We start from the raw sequence: 17423 nt of genomic DNA, 5'->3' as shown, positions 1-17423 counted from the left end.
AAGCATAAAGCTTCATTTAACCACTGAACCGCCAATTTCTTGTAGGTGCTGTTGGGTGCTGGCCTTCTGTTCGCTATTGGATTTCGTTATATTTTATACCTAAAAATCTATTATCCTTCGTAAAAGTAGCTTGTTTTAAATCCTCAACATTAAATAGTAATTTTCTGTTTCTGAAAGCAGATTCAATCAAATCACTATTGAGTGTAACAATATACTGAAATTCATTTGGCGTTTTGTTGTTGTATTCAAATAAAAAATTTAAACTTTTTTCTATTGAATCATCATCTTCAAAAATATTGTCGTGGATTAAGAATCTTGGGTGATTTTTCTGTGTATGTTCATTCAACATTAATGAAATGTCATAAATAAACACTTTCATTCTTTCTGTAGAATGACTACCGTCATCATCGGTTCTCATTATAAAATCAACAACACTTTGACTTTTTGTTGTTTTTATTTCAAAGTGCGCCTCACGATTACCCATTATTCTCTCGTGAATGCTTAAGATAGACTCTTTAAAACTCTTTAATGTTTCTCGATTTTTGTAGAGCTCTTCTTCTAGGTCTGAAATCAAAACCGCTTTTTCCGCTTCAAGTTTCTTCTTATCCCTTTCTGATTCATCATATTTTTGAATCAATGAACGTAAATTATTTAGTTCTCTATTCTTCTCATTAAATACTCTAATTGAAGCCTTAAGGTCTTTTAGAACTTCACCATTATCCAATAAGGCAATCTTTTCAACATATTCTTCATCAAGTTTCCTGACAATTGAATTAATTTCAGAAAGTTCAAATTTCAAATTTGTCAAGCGCTCATTTACAATTGTGTTTCTAAAACCATCAATTTTATTTTTAAACTCTTTTAAATCATCCAAAGACTTCTCAACTAAATCGCCAAGTCCTTTCTTGAATTGATTAAAAATTATTTGAATTTCATTTTCATTTATACTTTCAGGTTTAGGAAATGAATCTATTTGCTTAATCTCAAATTTAATCGCTTGTTGTTTCGTTCTCAAATCTGCTAACTTTGCTTCTAGCTTCACCAAATCTTCTTGTATTAATTCAAATGATTCATTGGTTTTCAACTGTTCAATTGCCTTATTAACTTTTCCAACTTCGCTTTCTAATTCATTTAGGTGTGCTTTTGCGTCTTGAATTTTAATTTCATTATTATTTGTTACAAGCTTTTTAGTTTCTGAGTAAAAAGTACTTTTCTTTTTTAAATCATCATTTAAGGATTTAATCTCTGTGTATTTTTGAAGACCTACATTTAAAAAGAAAAGATGTGGACTATAATCCGACGGAATAGACTTGTTAGTATCAAAACATTTTATTAAGTCCTTAAACTCAGAGCGTTCATCTCGAATTATTGGTTGTAATAAATTTCTAAAACTCAGTCTTCTGGTGTTTGCTGGATATTTTTCAAAGTAAAGGTTACCAAGATATTCTGAAGCGTCATCAAGCTTTTCAAAATAAATATGATCTCCATCAATTTGAATTGATACCTGCTCAGGTTTACTAATAGAACGAGAGATTATTACCTTCTTATTATTAAAATCAAAGTCTAATTTTATTTGGCTATCAAGAATCTCAGTGTTTTTTTTGGGTATTAGGTTTAGTCGGCTGTCAGATATCCTTTTTAAAAGGCAAAAGTTTATAAATTCTATGCACACAGATTTTCCAACGCCAATTTTCTTATTAGTTTTTTCTGATTTTTCACCCATAATGATATTAACTCCAAAATCGAATGAGATTGGAGTGAATATTTCGGGCTCACTGTATAGTCTATTAATTTTAATCATTCTTGCTTTTGATGTATATAAATGGATCTTTAAAATCAATTATACCTGATGAATACAAAAATGCAAGACCAAAAAATAAATGCCTATAACGAGATATATTATGTTTCCTTAGTTCTTTAGATACCTCGAAAATAGAAATCTTATTGACTTTCTGTTTCTGAATTTGTTTCAAAATTAGAGAAGCAACATATACGGAAGAAGTCTTTAAATTTTCGTCTTTAGATACTAACATATATTATTTGTTTGGGAAAACATTGCATTTAATTAATTCATCAAGTAGGTAAAACTTTATTGCCTGTTTGTCAAACGTAACTCCATTAGAAGAAAGTTTTCCATAAAATAACTCGACAAGTGAATGGAGAGCAAGTTTTGGGTTATTATTTTCTTTTGTTAATATAATGTCACTTTCATCTTTCAAAAAATCTGAAATTATTTCGGCTTCTACACCATCAATTTTTGATGTTGCTTCAACCAAGGCGCCATTGTATTTAGCATATAATTCTGAATATTGTTGCTTAAGGTAGTCAGAATGCTCACTAAATCTATTTTCAATTTTGTTCTTTGGATCAACGTTAACTGCTTTGTCAATAATTACTCTGTTCTTATTTAAACTAAGATAATTAATAAGCTCCATAATTGTCTCAACTTCTGAACATTCTGTTTTACGTCTCTCGGTCAATACATTCTTGTTCAAATAATCTGCTATGTCCTTAATCGTTTCAATTTCATTAATGTCATTTATTATTGCTAAAAGTCTTTTGATATCTAAAACATCTTCTTTATGATTAAAGTTGTTTCCAAATTTTGTCTTGTAATCTTTGGCTTCTTTTGAGATGAGCAATATTTGCAATTTATATTCTTTGTTTTCTGGTTTTGAGAAAAATCCATCAATCGCTTCCTTTATTTTGGTATTATCATTTTGAGAGGTAACTTGAATAGCTTGTTTATTAACTGTGTCAATTAGGTCTATATGAGCGAAATTATTACTTTCAAAATTTGTATTATTAAATTTAAAACCAAGTAGGTTGAATAAGTCTCGATAGAAGTTTTCAGCAAAAACGTTGATATCAGTTAAATTTAGAGAATTAAAGTTCTCTACTTCTTTTTGAAGATAGGTTATTCTCTTAGTAATTATTGATATGTATGTTTGTCTGCTGTCCATTTTGGTTATGAAGATACTTATTCTAAAAAGGTCTTTAACAATTTTATTTCTTGTAGTTGTCTTTAATAGGCTTGCACCTAACTAATTATAAGTCTGACAAAATCAGACCTATCACTCCAAATTTGGGTGGAAAAGCCTGACGGAAATCAGACCTTATCATTATTCCCATGTACTAGCGTCCGAGACATATTTAGTTGGTATCCCAAAGGTTGCCTCTAACTATATAACATCGCCGCGCCAAATACTCCTGCGCTATCTCCTAACTTAGGTTTAACTACGGGCGTATGTACCTCTCTAGAATTAAAAATATACTTTTTAATGCGCTCATAGCCTTCTGAGTACAATAAATCGACATTACCAACGCCGCCACCAATCACAATCACATCTGGGTCAATTACATTGATTAATGTGGAAATAGCTCTTCCAAAATAGTCTACCATACGCTCAACAGTGGCTTCTGCAGCTGCATCCGAATGATCCTTAGCAGCCTGTAAAATCTCCTTCAATTTCATTTTTTTACCCGAATGCTTTTCGTAATATTTCTCTAAAGCAGGTCCTGAAATAACGGTTTCCACACAACCCGATTTACCACAATAACAAGCATCGCCATCATCTTCCAAAATATTATGCCCCCATTCACCACCTATGCCATGTAAGCCATTGATGATTTTGCCATGAACCACCAAGCCTCCTCCTACTCCTGTTCCCATAATAACACCAAAAGCGACTTCCGCATTTGGATTAACATCTTGTACAGCACCTAACAAGGTTTCTGCTAATGCAAAGCAGTTCGCATCATTCGCAAGTTTTACTTCACACCCTAGCGTATTGGCTAAATCCGTAGCTAAAGCTTGTCCATTTAAACAAACAGTATTGCAATTTTTCATGGTATTGGTCAATGGATTTAACACACCAGGTGTAGCAAATCCAATGGCCTTAGGCTTTTCGCCGATGATACCCGTTACTCGGTCAACCAAAATCTTAATTTGTGCAATGATATGATCATATCCTTTAGCTGATTCAGTATCAATGCGTTCTCTTACAACTACTTGACTTGGATTCTGTTTATCCAAAACCGCACATTCAATCTTTGTCCCCCCCAAATCAATCCCCCATAATAATTCTTTGTTCATCGTTTTTTTAGGTTTAGCGTCTATTATCATTATTTTCAAGCATACTCAAATAACTAAAATACCTCGACTCTGCTATTTCACCCTCTTCTAATGCCTCTCGCACTACACAGCCAGGTTCCGACAAATGCATGCAATTATTAAACTTACATTTGCCTAGAAGTTCACGCATTTCGGGAAAATAATGCGCCAATTCTTCTTTCTCAATCTCTAAAATCCCCAATTCCTTGATTCCTGGGCTGTCTATCAAGTACGTATCCTTCCCCAATTCCCACATGGTAGCATAGGTGGTGGTATGAACTCCTTTTTTAGCAAAATCGGATACCTCCTTAGTTTTGATATGTAAATCGGGAGCTACGATATTCATTAAACTAGATTTCCCGACTCCAGAATGTCCTGACATCAAAGATACTTTTCCTTGAAACATCTCTTTAAACTCCTCTATCCCTTGTTTATTGGGAATGGAAGTAAATAAAATCCCGTATCCCAAAGATTGGTACAATCCTGCCCATTCAAAAACCTGATCTTGTTCTTCCTCATTGAGCAAATCCATCTTGTTAAATACAATTTGCACCGGTATTCGGAAAGCCTCGGCCGTTACTAAAAATCGGTCCATAAAACCCAAAGAAGTCTTTGGCATTTTATACGTCATGATGAAAATCGCCTGATCAATATTGGCGGCTAACAATTGCCCTTGACCCGTTTTGTGGACCGACTTACGGATCAAATAATTTTGTCGGGGTAAAATCTCGACAATCAAAACCGTTTGATGTACCTCATCCTCCATTTCATACATTACCCAATCGCCCACAGCAATAGGATTCGAGGTTTGAGGACCTTTCAATTTAAATTTACCTTTCAAACGCCCATTATATACCTTTCCTTCTTCCGAACGAATCTCGTACCAAGAGCCCGTGGAGCGAATAATCAACCCTTTATTCTTTAGCTCAGTCATGTTGATTGGATATTAATACGTGCATAATGGCATCCGTTGCTCCCCTATTTTTGTTAATAAAGGCTACTGATTTTGCTTTAATCTGAGCTCTTTGACTAGGATTATCCCACAAGTCTAACCAATATTTTTCTAAATCTTCTGTACTAGAAACCGTCGATGCAATTCCTTCTTCAAGTAAAGCACATGCTTCCCTAAATTTGAGATAGTTCAAATCTCCAAAAGCGATGACAGGCCCAAAAACGGCCGCTTCCAGTGTATTATGTAATCCAGCACCATAGGCACCACCAATAAAAGCAAAATCAGCTCCTTGATATATGGAAGATAAACGTCCCACTTCATTGACGATTAATACTTGATGATTAGACCAAGGCTCAGCGGAATCACCTTGGGAATAAACTGAGGATAACTGAATGCTTTTCTTCCATTTTTCTAGTTCCACATCATGTATTTCATGGGGAACAATAACCCATTTGATGGGTAAAGATTGTTTATTGATTAATGGAATAATGCGGTCCATGTCGGCTTGCCAAACAGAACCTAACACAGCAAAGGCTTGTCCATCTAAAAACTGGTCCAATAAATCCCAAGAGCTCACCTGTTTAGACTGAGCATAAACTCGATCAAAGCGAGTATCCCCGGCTACTTGCACCTGTTTTATCCCAATACTTTCTAATAACTCTTTCGAGGCTTCATCTTGGACAAACAAATGAGTAAACTGCCTTAATAAGTTCCGATAAAAACCTCCATACCAAGCAAAAAAGATTTGTTTGGGTCGAAATATCGCAGACACTAACAATAAAGGAACCTGTCGCTTTGCCAATCCAGTTAGGTAAAAATGCCAAAATTCATATTTAACAAAAATGGCTAATTGAGGTTTGACCAAATCTAAAAAACGGGCACTTGATAGAGCTCCATCTAAGGGTAAATAAGAGACAAAGTCCACCCCAGCAAAATTCTTTCGAACTTCATAACCAGAAGGCGAAAAAAAGGTTACTAAGATAAAATGCGATGGAAATTGCTTCTTATATGCTTCAATAATGGGTCTTCCTTGTTCAAACTCCCCCATAGAAGCCGTATGAAACCAAGCAACAGGTTTATTTTGATGGGCAAACGTATTTTCAAGACCTTGCCAAACTTCATTTTGCCCTTGATTCCAAAGATTAGCCTTGGTATGGAACTTTGACAAGCCTCTTAGGGTTTGACGATACAAAAACAAGGCAAAAGAATACAGCCAAACTCTCAAGTTTTTCTTAAATTTGAAGGTGAATCTTTAAAATTACGAAATATGCAGAAAACCTGCATCATTCTTATGAACTGGAATACATTAAACGAAACTCAACAAATTGATCAAATCTTAGAAGATTCTCAAAAACAACCTGTCGTTATTTTTAAACATAGCACCCGTTGTTCCATCTCAGCCACCTCTTTGAATAGACTAGAGAGGGCCTGGGATCAAGATGTTACCCCGGCATATTTATTAGATTTAATTGCTTTTCGCCCTATTTCTAATCAAATTGCTGAAACATTTCAAGTGGAACATCAATCTCCCCAAGTTTTAGTGATTGATGGAGGTAAATGTACATACCATGCCTCTCATTGGGACATATCCAATGAGGATTTGAAACCATATACTAGCCGTTAACATGAAGCAGGCTTTACCTAAGTATGTATTGGCACTTTTACTAATGCCCTCTCTGATATGGGCTCAACGAAGTGGTAGTCCTAGCACGACCACCAGCCCCAATCAAATACCAAGTAAAGCTAGTAATTCTGCTAAGACGCCTAATTCCAACACAGGTACCAGTTCTTTCGTTGAACGAGGAACTTGGGCAATAGGATTAACCACAACTACCAATTCGGGAATTTTTGGAGGATTTAATTTGCGAAAATCTTGGAATAAAAACCCAAGTCGGCAACCAATCATTGGCCTAGACATTGTCAATTTAAAGGATTACCGTGAATTCACTTCTCCTTTTTCCTACAATGGAAGAAGCTATATTGAAGGGAAAATAAATAATCTATTGATCGTTAGACCGGAGTTTGGCATGCAGTGGATGTTGTTTAAAAAATCGAGCGAAGGCGGTGCGGCTTTAAAAGGAATCTTGGCAACAGGTCCTAGTTTAGGAATCAAAATCCCCTATTATGTGGATGTTTCTTATTTAGACCCCAATACAGGTAGAACCATCATTAAATCCATTCCATATACAGAAACAATGGCTAATTCCCCGACAGGTAGATCGGTGATAGTCGGAGAAGGGGGTTATTTTGCCGGAAGTAGTAATTCTAAAATGGTGCCCGGTTGGCATTTAAAATCTGGTTTTGATATTGAACTCAATACCATTAAGCGTAATTATTTGAGTTTGGAAGTTGGCTTTATTGTGGATGTATTCCAAAATCCCGTTGAAATCCTTAACCAAACCAGTCCAAGATCAGTTTATACAACTGGTTATTTAACTTTCTTCTTTGGAAGAACATATTGATATAAGATGATTGAATTACCTCAAATAAATCCCACAGCTAATACACGTAAACCGGATTGGCTTCGTGTTAAACTACCCATTGGTGAGAAATACACGAATGTTAGAAAGATTGTGGATGAATATAAATTACATACTATTTGTCAATCAGGTAACTGCCCCAATATGGGAGAGTGCTGGGGAGAAGGTACAGCAACATTCATGATTTTAGGAAATGTATGTACCCGTTCTTGTACTTTCTGTGCAGTTGCTACAGGTAGACCGCCAGAATATGATGAGGATGAACCAAGACGAGTAGCAGAGGCCATTCGCTTAATGAAAGTAAAGCATGCAGTCATTACTTCCGTTAATCGAGATGAGCTGAAGGATAAAGGAGCTGAAATTTGGTACCAAACAGTACGCGCTGTTAAAGAAAGTACACCACAAACGACCATTGAAACATTAATTCCAGATACCAAAGGTAATTGGGATGCCTTAATTCGCATGATAGAAGCTGGTCAAGAAGTTGTTTCTCACAACATGGAAACCGTCGCGAGCTTGTACCGCTATGTACGTCCACAAGCTAAATATGAGCGCAGTTTAGAGCAAATCCAGCGTACTAAAGACTTTGGCAAAAGAACGAAATCTGGCATCATGTTAGGTTTAGGAGAAAAACAAGATGAGGTATTCAAGGCAATGGATGATTTAGTCGCTCATGGATTGGATGTGTTAACCCTAGGTCAATATTTACAGCCCACCAAAATGCACCATGAAGTGATTGAATGGATTCATCCTGATACATTCGCCATGTATAAAGAGGAAGGTTTAAAAAGAGGTCTAGCTTATGTAGAATCTGGGGCTTTGGTTCGTTCTAGTTATCACGCAGAACGCCATATTTAATGCCACATGAGTATTGCTCAACTTTCCAGTAAATCATATCGATATATTTTCGCTGGAGGTGGAATGTCTGCCCTGTCTTTGGTCTATTACTTAAGTAAAAGTTCCCTTGCAAAGGAACCCATGCTAATCATAGACCCATCTAGTAAATCAGAAAATGATAAAACTTGGTGCTATTGGTCAGATAAACCAGAGGAGTTTGATGCTTTGGCTCAAAAAAGTTGGAAAAATTTATGGTTTCATGGTCCGAATGGGAAAAGTATAGCTTTAGACATTGCTCCTTTTCAATACCATAAAATTCGAAGCATCGATTGGTATTCCTTTATCAAAAAGCAGCTAAGTCTATTTCCCAACATCGAATTTTTACAAGCAGAAGTTTTAGATATCATTCCTGAAAATAAGGGAGCACGAGTGCTCAGTACATCAGGAGAATTTATCGCTAGTGATAAAGTATTTGACTCATATTCCCCTTATCCTTGTGAAATTAACAATCCTCAGCATCTCAAACAGCATTTTCTAGGCTGGGAAATCGAGTGTCATTTCCCCATATTTAAATCGGATGCTGTCCACTTATTTGATTTCAGAGTGGCGCAGGGTAAAGAATGTGAGTTTATGTACATCCTACCCACTTCTTCTACCAAAGCATTATTTGAATATACATTCTTTTCCGCGCAAGTTAGAGAGCCTAATTTTTATCAAGATAAAATTAAATCCTATTTACATGCCTATTATAATTTAGGTGAGGAAGACTACCAAATTAAGGAAGAAGAAAAAGGGATTATTCCAATGTGTTTGGATTCAAGGCAAAAGCAAAAAATAGCTGAAAATATTCTGCGCATTGGCACCTCAGGTGGCTTTGTTAAGGCATCTACAGGATATAGTTTTTTACGTACCCAACGCATCAATCAAGCACTTGTTAAAGAGCTGGAAAAAGACCAAACTAATCATCTAGTCTTACCAACTAATCGATTCAAGATCTGGTTAGATAAAGTCTTTTTACAAGTACTTTTAGAACAATCTGTGGCTGGAAGTGACGTTTTTGAGGCCTTATTTCAAAAAAATAAAGGCCATAAAATGCTGCGCTTTTTAGATGAGAAAACCAATTTTTGGGAGGACCTCAGCTTGATGGCGAGCGTCCCACCCCTTCCTTTTATTAAGGCTGTGTACCATTTAATAAGTAGCTCTAAATAAGTATCCAAAAGCTCATCTAGCACTTGTAGCTTCGCAAGATAAATGGTATTTTTGTCAGAATTATAACATCAAACATATAAACTGTTTCGCCAATGGCATACTTATTCACGTCTGAATCGGTATCTGAAGGACATCCAGACAAGGTGGCCGATCAAATCTCAGATGCACTTATTGATCACTTCATGGCTTTCGATCCAACATCTAAAGTGGCATGTGAAACACTAGTAACTACAGGTCAGGTGATTTTAGCTGGTGAGGTGAAAACAAATACCTATTTGGATGTTCAAGCGATTACACGTGAAGTTATTCGTAAAATTGGATATACTAAATCAGAATACATGTTTGAAGCCAATTCATGTGGTATCTTATCTGCTATCCATGAACAATCGGCTGACATCAATCAAGGGGTAGAGCGTGCTAAGCCAGAAGAGCAAGGTGCCGGTGACCAAGGAATGATGTTTGGTTTTGCTACCAAAGAAACAGATAATTACATGCCTTTGGCATTGGATTTAGCCCATAAAATTCTTCAAGAATTGTCTTATATTCGCAACAATGAGCCAAATTTAATTGGCTATTTGCGTCCAGATGCTAAATCTCAAGTAACAATTGAATATTCAGATGATCACGTACCTCAACGTATCGATACTATTGTAGTTTCAACTCAACACGATGATTTTGCTGCTGAACCAGAAATGTTAGCTAAAATCAAGAAAGATATCGTTGAAATCGTTATTCCACGTGTAAAAGCCAACTTGAAACCGGAATTGCAGGCTTTATTCAATGATGCCATTACCTATCACATTAATCCTACTGGTAAATTTGTGATTGGTGGTCCTCACGGAGATACAGGTCTTACTGGCCGTAAAATTATTGTAGATACATATGGTGGAAAAGGTGCTCACGGTGGTGGTGCTTTTTCAGGAAAAGATCCTTCCAAAGTTGACCGTTCTGCTGCTTATGCTACGCGTCATATTGCTAAAAACTTAGTTGCTGCTGGTTTATGTGATCAGGTTTTAGTTCAAGTTTCTTATGCCATTGGTGTGGCTAAACCATGCGGTTTATTCATCGACACCTATGGAACAGCTAAAGTGAACATGACAGATGGCGAAATTGCAAGAAAAGTAGAAGAGATTTTTGACATGCGTCCTTATTTCATCGAACAACGTTTGAAATTAAGAAACCCAATGTACTCAGAAACAGCTGCTTATGGCCACATGGGACGTAAAAACGAAGTAGTTAACAAGACTTTCGTTGGACCTAATGGACAAAAAATCAGTCAAGAAGTAGAATTATTTACTTGGGAAAAATTAGATTATGTAGATGCGGTAAAAGCTGCTTTTCAAATCTAATAAACCATTTTAGAGCATAAAAAAAGGGGACAAATTGTCCCCTTTTTCATTTTCATATTCAGACTATTCTGATATATCCAAAGCCGTTTTGGCTACTTTCACTTGGGTTATTTTAGCCTTAAAGCGCTTAATCTGTTCTGCGATGGCATTTAATGCCAAATCTAAGGCTTCTTCGAAAGACCTGGCTTTCTCTTTGACAAACAAAATGGCTCCAGGTACAGATATTTTAATTTCAAGTAACTTTTCTTTTACTTTCCCCTCCCCTTGTTCTATTTTAAGAAATACCTCTCCGCTGGTTATTCGATCATAAAAGGTTTCTAATTTGTTCAACTTAGCTTGGATACTCTCGACTAATTTACGATCCGCTGTAAAGTGGATGGCATGAACTTGCACTTTCATAAGCTTGAAATTTAAAGGTGAAATAATGCTTTGGGAATCCGACAAAGCCTACAACATAAAGAACGTTCTAGATTCATCGGAAATGTAGAATATTTTCAAAACGATGTCAAGCATTTAACAAATATTTTTGAAATAAACACTTAAGTATTTTTTTGAAACAAATGGAACTAAAACTGAAAATTTTGATAATCAAATCATTAAATCCATTCTACTCGAATTAACCTGATGGAGATATTTTGCTTTCTAAAAAAATCATGCCAAAAAAACTGAATAGCAGATAAATGATCGTTAGGCGATTTCACCTCTACAAAGGCATATTCGTCCCCTTTTTGAATAAATAAGTCGGGAAAACCCTTGGAATGTGTAGCCAAATTTTGCCACATATATGTCACCACTTCCGTTAAAGCAGCAGGAGGTATCACTTGAACTAGGCGCTGAATTAAATCAAAGTCCAGATTTTGCCAATCGACCAAAGGATTCATTTTCCCTTGATTTCGCGCTGCATTCTGTTGCAACAAGGCTAACCAACTAGTCACATCTTCCAATAGAACTAATAAGTTTTTGAATTCATCCTGTAAATCCAATGCAAAATTCTCACGGGCATAATGACTTGGTGCATATTGAAAAGGATGATGAAAACCCGTTTTAGTTTGATGAAATATTAAATCCCAAAACCAAAGTCCCATCATATTTTTCCAAACACGATTCTCCGTAAAAGCAGCATAATAGCCCTGATTTCTAAAATAATCCACGACCCCCTCTTCCACCTGCTCTTTCCAGTCCTTGGAAATAGCCAATTTCTCCGCTTCCTTTAAACTGGCCGTCACTTGTTTAACTTGCTTTTTCGATGCTTGCTTCCAAAGATAATCTTCAAAAAAATGCCTTTCCTTGGGATTGGTAATCAATTCCAGACCTGTTCTAGCCCACATATTGGCCTCATCGATTCGCTTCAACTTAACCAATAGTCGGACTCTTCGTTCCAATGAAGCACCCGCCAAACTCTCTTCATACAAGGATAGCGCCATTTCCAATTCACCTTGTCGTTCCAACCAGCGCGCCACATGAAATAAAGTTCTCTCAAAACTTCCAATGCATAACTCCAACAATTCCGGAGCTAGGGGCCACATATTCATTTGCCAACTAGCCATAACTTCATCTACTGCATTTTCCTCTTTCGACTTCTCAAAAAACCATTCTCGCCAAATGCTGATGCGCCATTTCTGAATAGCTTCTTCCCGAGTAGAAAAATAGGGTACTAAATCCGCTTCATCGATATCAATGAATTGTCGATGTCCTAAATCACGAACCACAAAATCCGTTAAATCATGATTTCGACTACCAAAAAATAAAAACTGGATAAAATGAAAATAGGTGGTCTGCAAAGGCCGAATTAAGCCAATTTGAAGCATCTCCAAGCGCATTAACAATTCTTGTTCACTCAGGTTTTCAACGATATACTGAAGCAATGCAGGCTTAGAAACCGATTTAGCTATGGGACTTTTTTCTCCCGACACTTGAATTAAGTCGAAACAGATGGCCTTATTCAAATTATTCAAACAGGCATATATGGACTGGCCCTCTGTCTGACTAATTCTTTCCAATAAATTCATATGAAACAACTCGGTCTTTGCCTCTTCCAAAGAAGAAATCTCTGGGTATTGAAGTGAGTTTTCTTGAAACCAAATTGTTTTTCTTGAAGCAAGACGTAAATACAAACATTGAGCCGAAAAGGAGGATGTTTCAAAATCACGTATAAAAGTTTGCTCTTGCTCATCCAATAATTGGCTGTAATGATTTGTAACATAGCGTAATACATATTGAAAATAATCCCAATAATAGGTAGGCGATAAATTGAGATTCGGACTATTATCCATATAGGTAGAAGCGTTCAAAGGATAAAAATTGCACTATTCGGTGAATAATTTCGAGATTTTCAACAGAAAATTAGATTTTTTCAACAATTAATAAAACTTGGGTATATTTGCCTGCCTTATCTGAGGCATACGTATCCACTTACAATTTGAAACAAAAATAGTATGCAAACAGTCGCCAATTTCAATTTTGCTGGTAAAAAAGCCTTAGTTCGTGTTGATTTTAATGTCCCTTTAAACGAAAGGTACGAAATCACTGACGATACGCGTATAAAAGCCACGATCCCTACTATTCAGAAAATTCTGAAAGATGGAGGTTCGGTTATTCTGATGTCTCATTTAGGCAGACCCAAAGATGGTCCTACAGAAAAGTACTCATTGAAACACTTAGTGACTCCCCTTTCTATCGTTTTTGGTATCAAAGTAAAATTTGCTCCAGATTGTATCGGTGAGGAAGCGGCTCAATTAGCTAGTGAATTACAAGCTGGTGAAATTCTATTATTGGAAAATCTTCGTTTTTACAAAGAGGAAGAAAAAGGTGATGAGGAATTTGCGAAAAAATTAGCCAGTCTTGGTAATGTGTGGGTAAATGATGCCTTTGGAACTGCTCACCGTGCACATGCTTCTACCGCTGTGATGGGTAAATTCTTGCAAGATCGAGTAAGTGGTTATGTCATGCAAGCAGAAATTGATAACGCTAAAAAAATATTAGAATTTGCTGATAGACCGTTTACGGCTATCATGGGAGGTTCTAAAATCTCTGATAAAATCTTGATTATCGAGCAATTATTAGATAAGGTGGACAACTTGATCATCGGTGGTGGCATGACCTATACCTTTTCTTTAGCGGAAGGTGGAAAAATTGGCAAATCGATCTCAGAGCCAGATAAAGTAGATTTAGCAAAAAGTTTGTTAGAAAAAGCAAAGGCAAAAGGAGTTAATTTATACATGCCGGTTGATAATGTAGTGGCGGATGATTTTAGTAATTCAGCCAACAGACAGACGGTGAATAGAGGCGAAATTCCAGATGGTTGGGAAGGATTAGATATCGGTCCTAAGACCATTGAATTATTCCAAAAAGTTGTTTCTGAATCAAAAACAATCCTTTGGAATGGACCTATGGGAGTATTTGAATTCCCTAACTTTGCTAAAGGAACCAATGCCATTGCAGATGCCGTAGTTAAAGCGACAGAAGAAAATGGTGCATTTTCATTAATTGGAGGAGGAGATTCTGCTGCTGCCATTAATAATGCAGGATATGGCGACCGTGTAAGTTATGTATCTACCGGTGGTGGTGCTTTACTAGAATACATGGAAGGTAAAGTTTTACCTGGTGTAGCAGCATTAGAAGCATAATACCAATATAATTATATAAAATAGCGTTAAAGGCGAGGGAAGTATTCCTCGCCTTTTTGTATTTTAGCTAATTGCCAATTTGTCCTCCATACATGATTCATTTTTCATCGCCCACACAATTAAAATCAAGCATACTTAGTCTTGATAGCCGTCAAATCTATTTACCTCAACAAACGGCCTTTTTTGCCGTAAGAGGGGTACATCATGATGGACATCAATACATTGAGCCTTTATACCATTTAGGCATCCGAGAATTTATTGTTGAAAGCGATGCTTGGTCTGGTTTATTGGCAGAAAAAGCAAAAAAATGGACTCAAGCTGATTTTTGGGTCGTTGATAATAGCATCAATTGTCTACAAGAAATAGCTCGTATTCATCGTAAAAGTTTTTCTATTCCTGTTATTGGCATTACCGGTTCTAATGGAAAAACCACCTGTAAAGAATGGTTAGCAACCTTATTGCAAACTAAATTTTCCATCGTTAAAAGTCCCAAAAGTTTCAACTCTCAAATCGGGGTTCCATTATCTGTATGGGGCTTAAAAGCCCAACATCAGATTGCCATTTTTGAAGCTGGCATTTCTCGAGTTGGGGAAATGCAACGCATTGAAAAAATCATTCAACCTACCTGGGGAATATTCACGCATTTTGGAGAAGCCCATGGCCAAAATTTTGAATCAGATCATCAAAAACTACAAGAGAAGCTGCAACTATTTGCTCATGTAGAAAAATTGGTCTATCGACGTAAAAACATCGAACAGGATGTTATAAAATCAGAAATGCAATCCATTAATCCACAAGCTGAACTCATAGCATGGAGTACGGAAGATTTGGCTAACTGCATGTATGTTTATTGGAAAATAAGTCCTAAAGAAACCCATATACGGATTAAAAAACCGGCACAAAGTGAAGCGTTCTTAGATGTCAAAACAGAACTGACCGATGAAGCCTATTTGGAAAACCTGTGTCATTGCCTCATTATGGCGCATGTGGCAGGATTGAGTGTTGAAGAAATTCAAGCTCGAACCAAATGGATTCGTCCGATTTCTATGCGCTTGGAAATCAAAGAAGGACTCAGGAATAACCAGATCATCGATGATTCGTATAATAACGATTTGGATGGTTTACAATTGGCTTTACCCCTTTTGAAGAAATATGAACATAAAAAGCGTGTTTTAATCATTAGTGACTTCATTGAAGCCGGTATCCCTGCACCCGAATTATATCCCAAAATCGCTACATTGATTCAATCACAAAAAATTGATCAACTAATTGGTGTCGGGGATCACTTGATTAAATACCAAGACGCATTCAAGGAAATTGAAGTATTTTATAATACCGAAGATCTCATTGGTAGTGGCATCTTAAATCAAATTAGTGATGCTGTAGTCCTATTAAAAGGAGCGCGTAAATTTAATTTTGAACAAATAACTCAGCTTTTAGAGACCAAGACCCATTGTACTAAATTAGAAGTCAATTTAGACGCTTTACAGAATAACCTTACCTACTTTAAAGAAACCATAGGACCTGATACCAAACTCATGGTAATGGTCAAAGCATTTGCCTATGGAGCTGGTGCTGTAGAGATTGCTCAAGTATTGCAACAACAAGGAATAGATTACCTAACCGTTGCTTACACCGATGAAGGAGTACAATTGCGTAAAAATGGCATTTATTGCCCCATTATGGTCATGAATCCACAAATTGGAGAGTTAGATACGCTAAGCAATTATGCGCTAGAACCAGAAGTTTATTCCATGACCATGCTGGAAGCCATAGACGAATATAGTCATGCACATAATAAAAGCATCAAAATTCATCTAAAACTAGATACAGGTATGAAACGACTTGGTTTTAGTCCTGATCAATGCAAAGAATTAACTAAAAAGATAGCCAGTATGCCACAAGTTTGGGTAGCGAGTATGTTAAGTCATTTAGTAGCTTCCGAATCGCCCAAACATCAAAAATTCACAGAAAAACAAGTGGATTTATTTGAGAAAATGACCCAAAAGATCATTCAAACCTTGGGATATACCCCTTTGCGACATATTGCTAATTCTGCAGCCATTAAAAATTACCCTTCTGCAAGGTATGAAATGGTCCGATTAGGTATCAGTTTATATGGAATTTCAGAAAATAAAATAGAAAAGAAGTCCTTAGAAAATGTCTTAACCTTAAAAACATACATTTCACAGATCAAAGACATCAAGAAAAATGAAACCATAGGCTATGGTAGAAAGGGTAAATTAAAGTCGAACGGACGCATCGCCACCCTGGCTTTAGGCTATGCTGATGGTTATGCTAGAAGCCTTGGAATGGGTAAAGGTATGTTTGAAATCAATGGGTATTTGTGCCCCACAGTGGGTGCTATTTGCATGGATATGTGCATGGTAGATATCAGCCATTTACCCCTTGTGAAGGAAGGAGATGAGGCTATTGCCTTTGGTGGAAAAATACAATTAACTGATTTGGCTCATCAAGCGAAAACGATTCCATATGAACTCATGACTAACATCAGCGAACGCGTTAAAAGAGTCTATGTTAAAAACTAATTTCTGCTAAATATCCATTCGTTCTTAATATTCAACTTGCTATATATACTTGATACCTCAGAAGAAATTCTGGGGTATTTTTTTAGCCAATCCATTATCACTTCAGAACATAACGACGGAATTATAGAAATTGAATTCAACAAAGACTCATGACTTTATTTGAAATTTCTATCAAATTAGCTTTAGCATCAAATAAATCATTATTAGCAATTTGTATAATTATAATTATCAATATAAACAACTAATTAGCATTATAGCGAAATATACTTAGCCTGATAGATAATTAATTGTTTAAAGAACTAAATAA

General features: G+C 36.3%; 15 protein-coding genes. 7 read left to right on the top strand and 8 right to left on the bottom strand.

Annotation, left to right across the window (positions count from 1 at the left end):
* Positions 1-73 precede the first annotated feature (73 nt).
* The 6 genes from EWU22_RS06995 to EWU22_RS06975 all read right to left on the bottom strand — a co-directional run bounded on the left by EWU22_RS06995 (position 74) and on the right by EWU22_RS06975 (position 6234).
* Positions 74-1723: a DUF2326 domain-containing protein gene (locus EWU22_RS06995; RefSeq protein ID WP_231962809.1), complete on the bottom strand. Its 1650-nt coding sequence runs from the start codon at positions 1721-1723 to the stop codon at positions 74-76.
* A gap of 70 nt (positions 1724-1793) precedes the next feature.
* Positions 1794-2033 (bottom strand): ABC-three component system middle component 6, encoded by a 240-nt coding sequence (locus EWU22_RS13620; RefSeq protein ID WP_394364562.1) that lies wholly within the window; start codon positions 2031-2033, stop codon positions 1794-1796.
* 3 nt (positions 2034-2036) lie between these two features.
* Complete coding sequence (locus EWU22_RS06990; RefSeq protein WP_130924982.1) at positions 2037-2963, bottom strand: SMEK domain-containing protein; 927 nt, start codon at positions 2961-2963, stop codon at positions 2037-2039.
* 215 nt (positions 2964-3178) lie between these two features.
* The gene (locus EWU22_RS06985) at positions 3179-4096 is read right to left on the bottom strand and encodes an ROK family protein (protein WP_130924981.1); all 918 of its coding nucleotides are present in this window, start codon (positions 4094-4096) and stop codon (positions 3179-3181) included.
* A 13-nt stretch (positions 4097-4109) separates the two neighbouring features.
* Positions 4110-5048 (bottom strand): ribosome small subunit-dependent GTPase A, encoded by a 939-nt coding sequence (rsgA, locus tag EWU22_RS06980; protein ID WP_130924980.1) that lies wholly within the window; start codon positions 5046-5048, stop codon positions 4110-4112.
* Positions 5041-6234, bottom strand: a complete 1194-nt coding sequence (locus tag EWU22_RS06975; protein ID WP_161566807.1) for a 3-deoxy-D-manno-octulosonic acid transferase — start codon at positions 6232-6234, stop codon at positions 5041-5043. The genes rsgA and EWU22_RS06975 overlap by 8 nt, the downstream gene beginning before the upstream one ends.
* Positions 6235-6357: 123 nt before the next feature.
* Here EWU22_RS06975 and ytxJ point away from each other — a divergent pair, with 123 nt between their 5' ends.
* The 5 genes from ytxJ to metK all read left to right on the top strand — a co-directional run bounded on the left by ytxJ (position 6358) and on the right by metK (position 10941).
* Complete coding sequence (gene ytxJ / locus EWU22_RS06970) at positions 6358-6690, top strand: bacillithiol system redox-active protein YtxJ (protein ID WP_109325012.1); 333 nt, start codon at positions 6358-6360, stop codon at positions 6688-6690.
* Position 6691: 1 nt separating this feature from the next.
* The gene (locus EWU22_RS06965) at positions 6692-7528 is read left to right on the top strand and encodes a hypothetical protein (RefSeq protein ID WP_130924978.1); all 837 of its coding nucleotides are present in this window, start codon (positions 6692-6694) and stop codon (positions 7526-7528) included.
* A gap of 6 nt (positions 7529-7534) precedes the next feature.
* Positions 7535-8404 (top strand): lipoyl synthase, encoded by an 870-nt coding sequence (lipA, locus tag EWU22_RS06960; RefSeq protein ID WP_109322600.1) that lies wholly within the window; start codon positions 7535-7537, stop codon positions 8402-8404.
* Positions 8405-8410: 6 nt separating this feature from the next.
* On the top strand, positions 8411-9592 hold the full coding sequence (locus EWU22_RS06955) for a lycopene cyclase family protein (RefSeq protein WP_130924977.1): 1182 nt from the start codon (positions 8411-8413) through the stop codon (positions 9590-9592).
* Positions 9593-9684: 92 nt separating this feature from the next.
* On the top strand, positions 9685-10941 hold the full coding sequence (metK, locus tag EWU22_RS06950; protein WP_109322598.1) for a methionine adenosyltransferase: 1257 nt from the start codon (positions 9685-9687) through the stop codon (positions 10939-10941).
* Between the two features lie 63 nt (positions 10942-11004).
* Here the strand turns inward: metK and EWU22_RS06945 are convergent, their stop codons facing one another.
* Together EWU22_RS06945 and EWU22_RS06940 are read right to left on the bottom strand one after the other, a co-directional pair.
* On the bottom strand, positions 11005-11340 hold the full coding sequence (locus EWU22_RS06945; RefSeq protein ID WP_109322597.1) for an HPF/RaiA family ribosome-associated protein: 336 nt from the start codon (positions 11338-11340) through the stop codon (positions 11005-11007).
* Positions 11341-11537: 197 nt separating this feature from the next.
* On the bottom strand, positions 11538-13232 hold the full coding sequence (locus EWU22_RS06940; protein ID WP_231962807.1) for a VRR-NUC domain-containing protein: 1695 nt from the start codon (positions 13230-13232) through the stop codon (positions 11538-11540).
* Positions 13233-13376: 144 nt separating this feature from the next.
* On the opposite strand from EWU22_RS06940, the gene EWU22_RS06935 reads away from it, so the two are divergent.
* The gene (locus tag EWU22_RS06935) at positions 13377-14567 is read left to right on the top strand and encodes a phosphoglycerate kinase (RefSeq protein ID WP_130924975.1); all 1191 of its coding nucleotides are present in this window, start codon (positions 13377-13379) and stop codon (positions 14565-14567) included.
* Between the two features lie 92 nt (positions 14568-14659).
* A complete protein-coding gene (locus EWU22_RS06930; RefSeq protein ID WP_130924974.1) occupies positions 14660-17116 on the top strand; it encodes a bifunctional UDP-N-acetylmuramoyl-tripeptide:D-alanyl-D-alanine ligase/alanine racemase in 2457 nt (818 codons plus the stop codon).
* Positions 17117-17423 lie beyond the last annotated feature (307 nt).

This window comes from Aquirufa nivalisilvae, assembly GCF_004307455.1.
Lineage (GTDB): Bacteria > Bacteroidota > Bacteroidia > Cytophagales > Spirosomataceae > Aquirufa > Aquirufa nivalisilvae.
The sequence above is the reverse complement of the archived record's forward strand: the minus strand, read 5'-3'. Positions and strand labels throughout refer to the sequence as shown.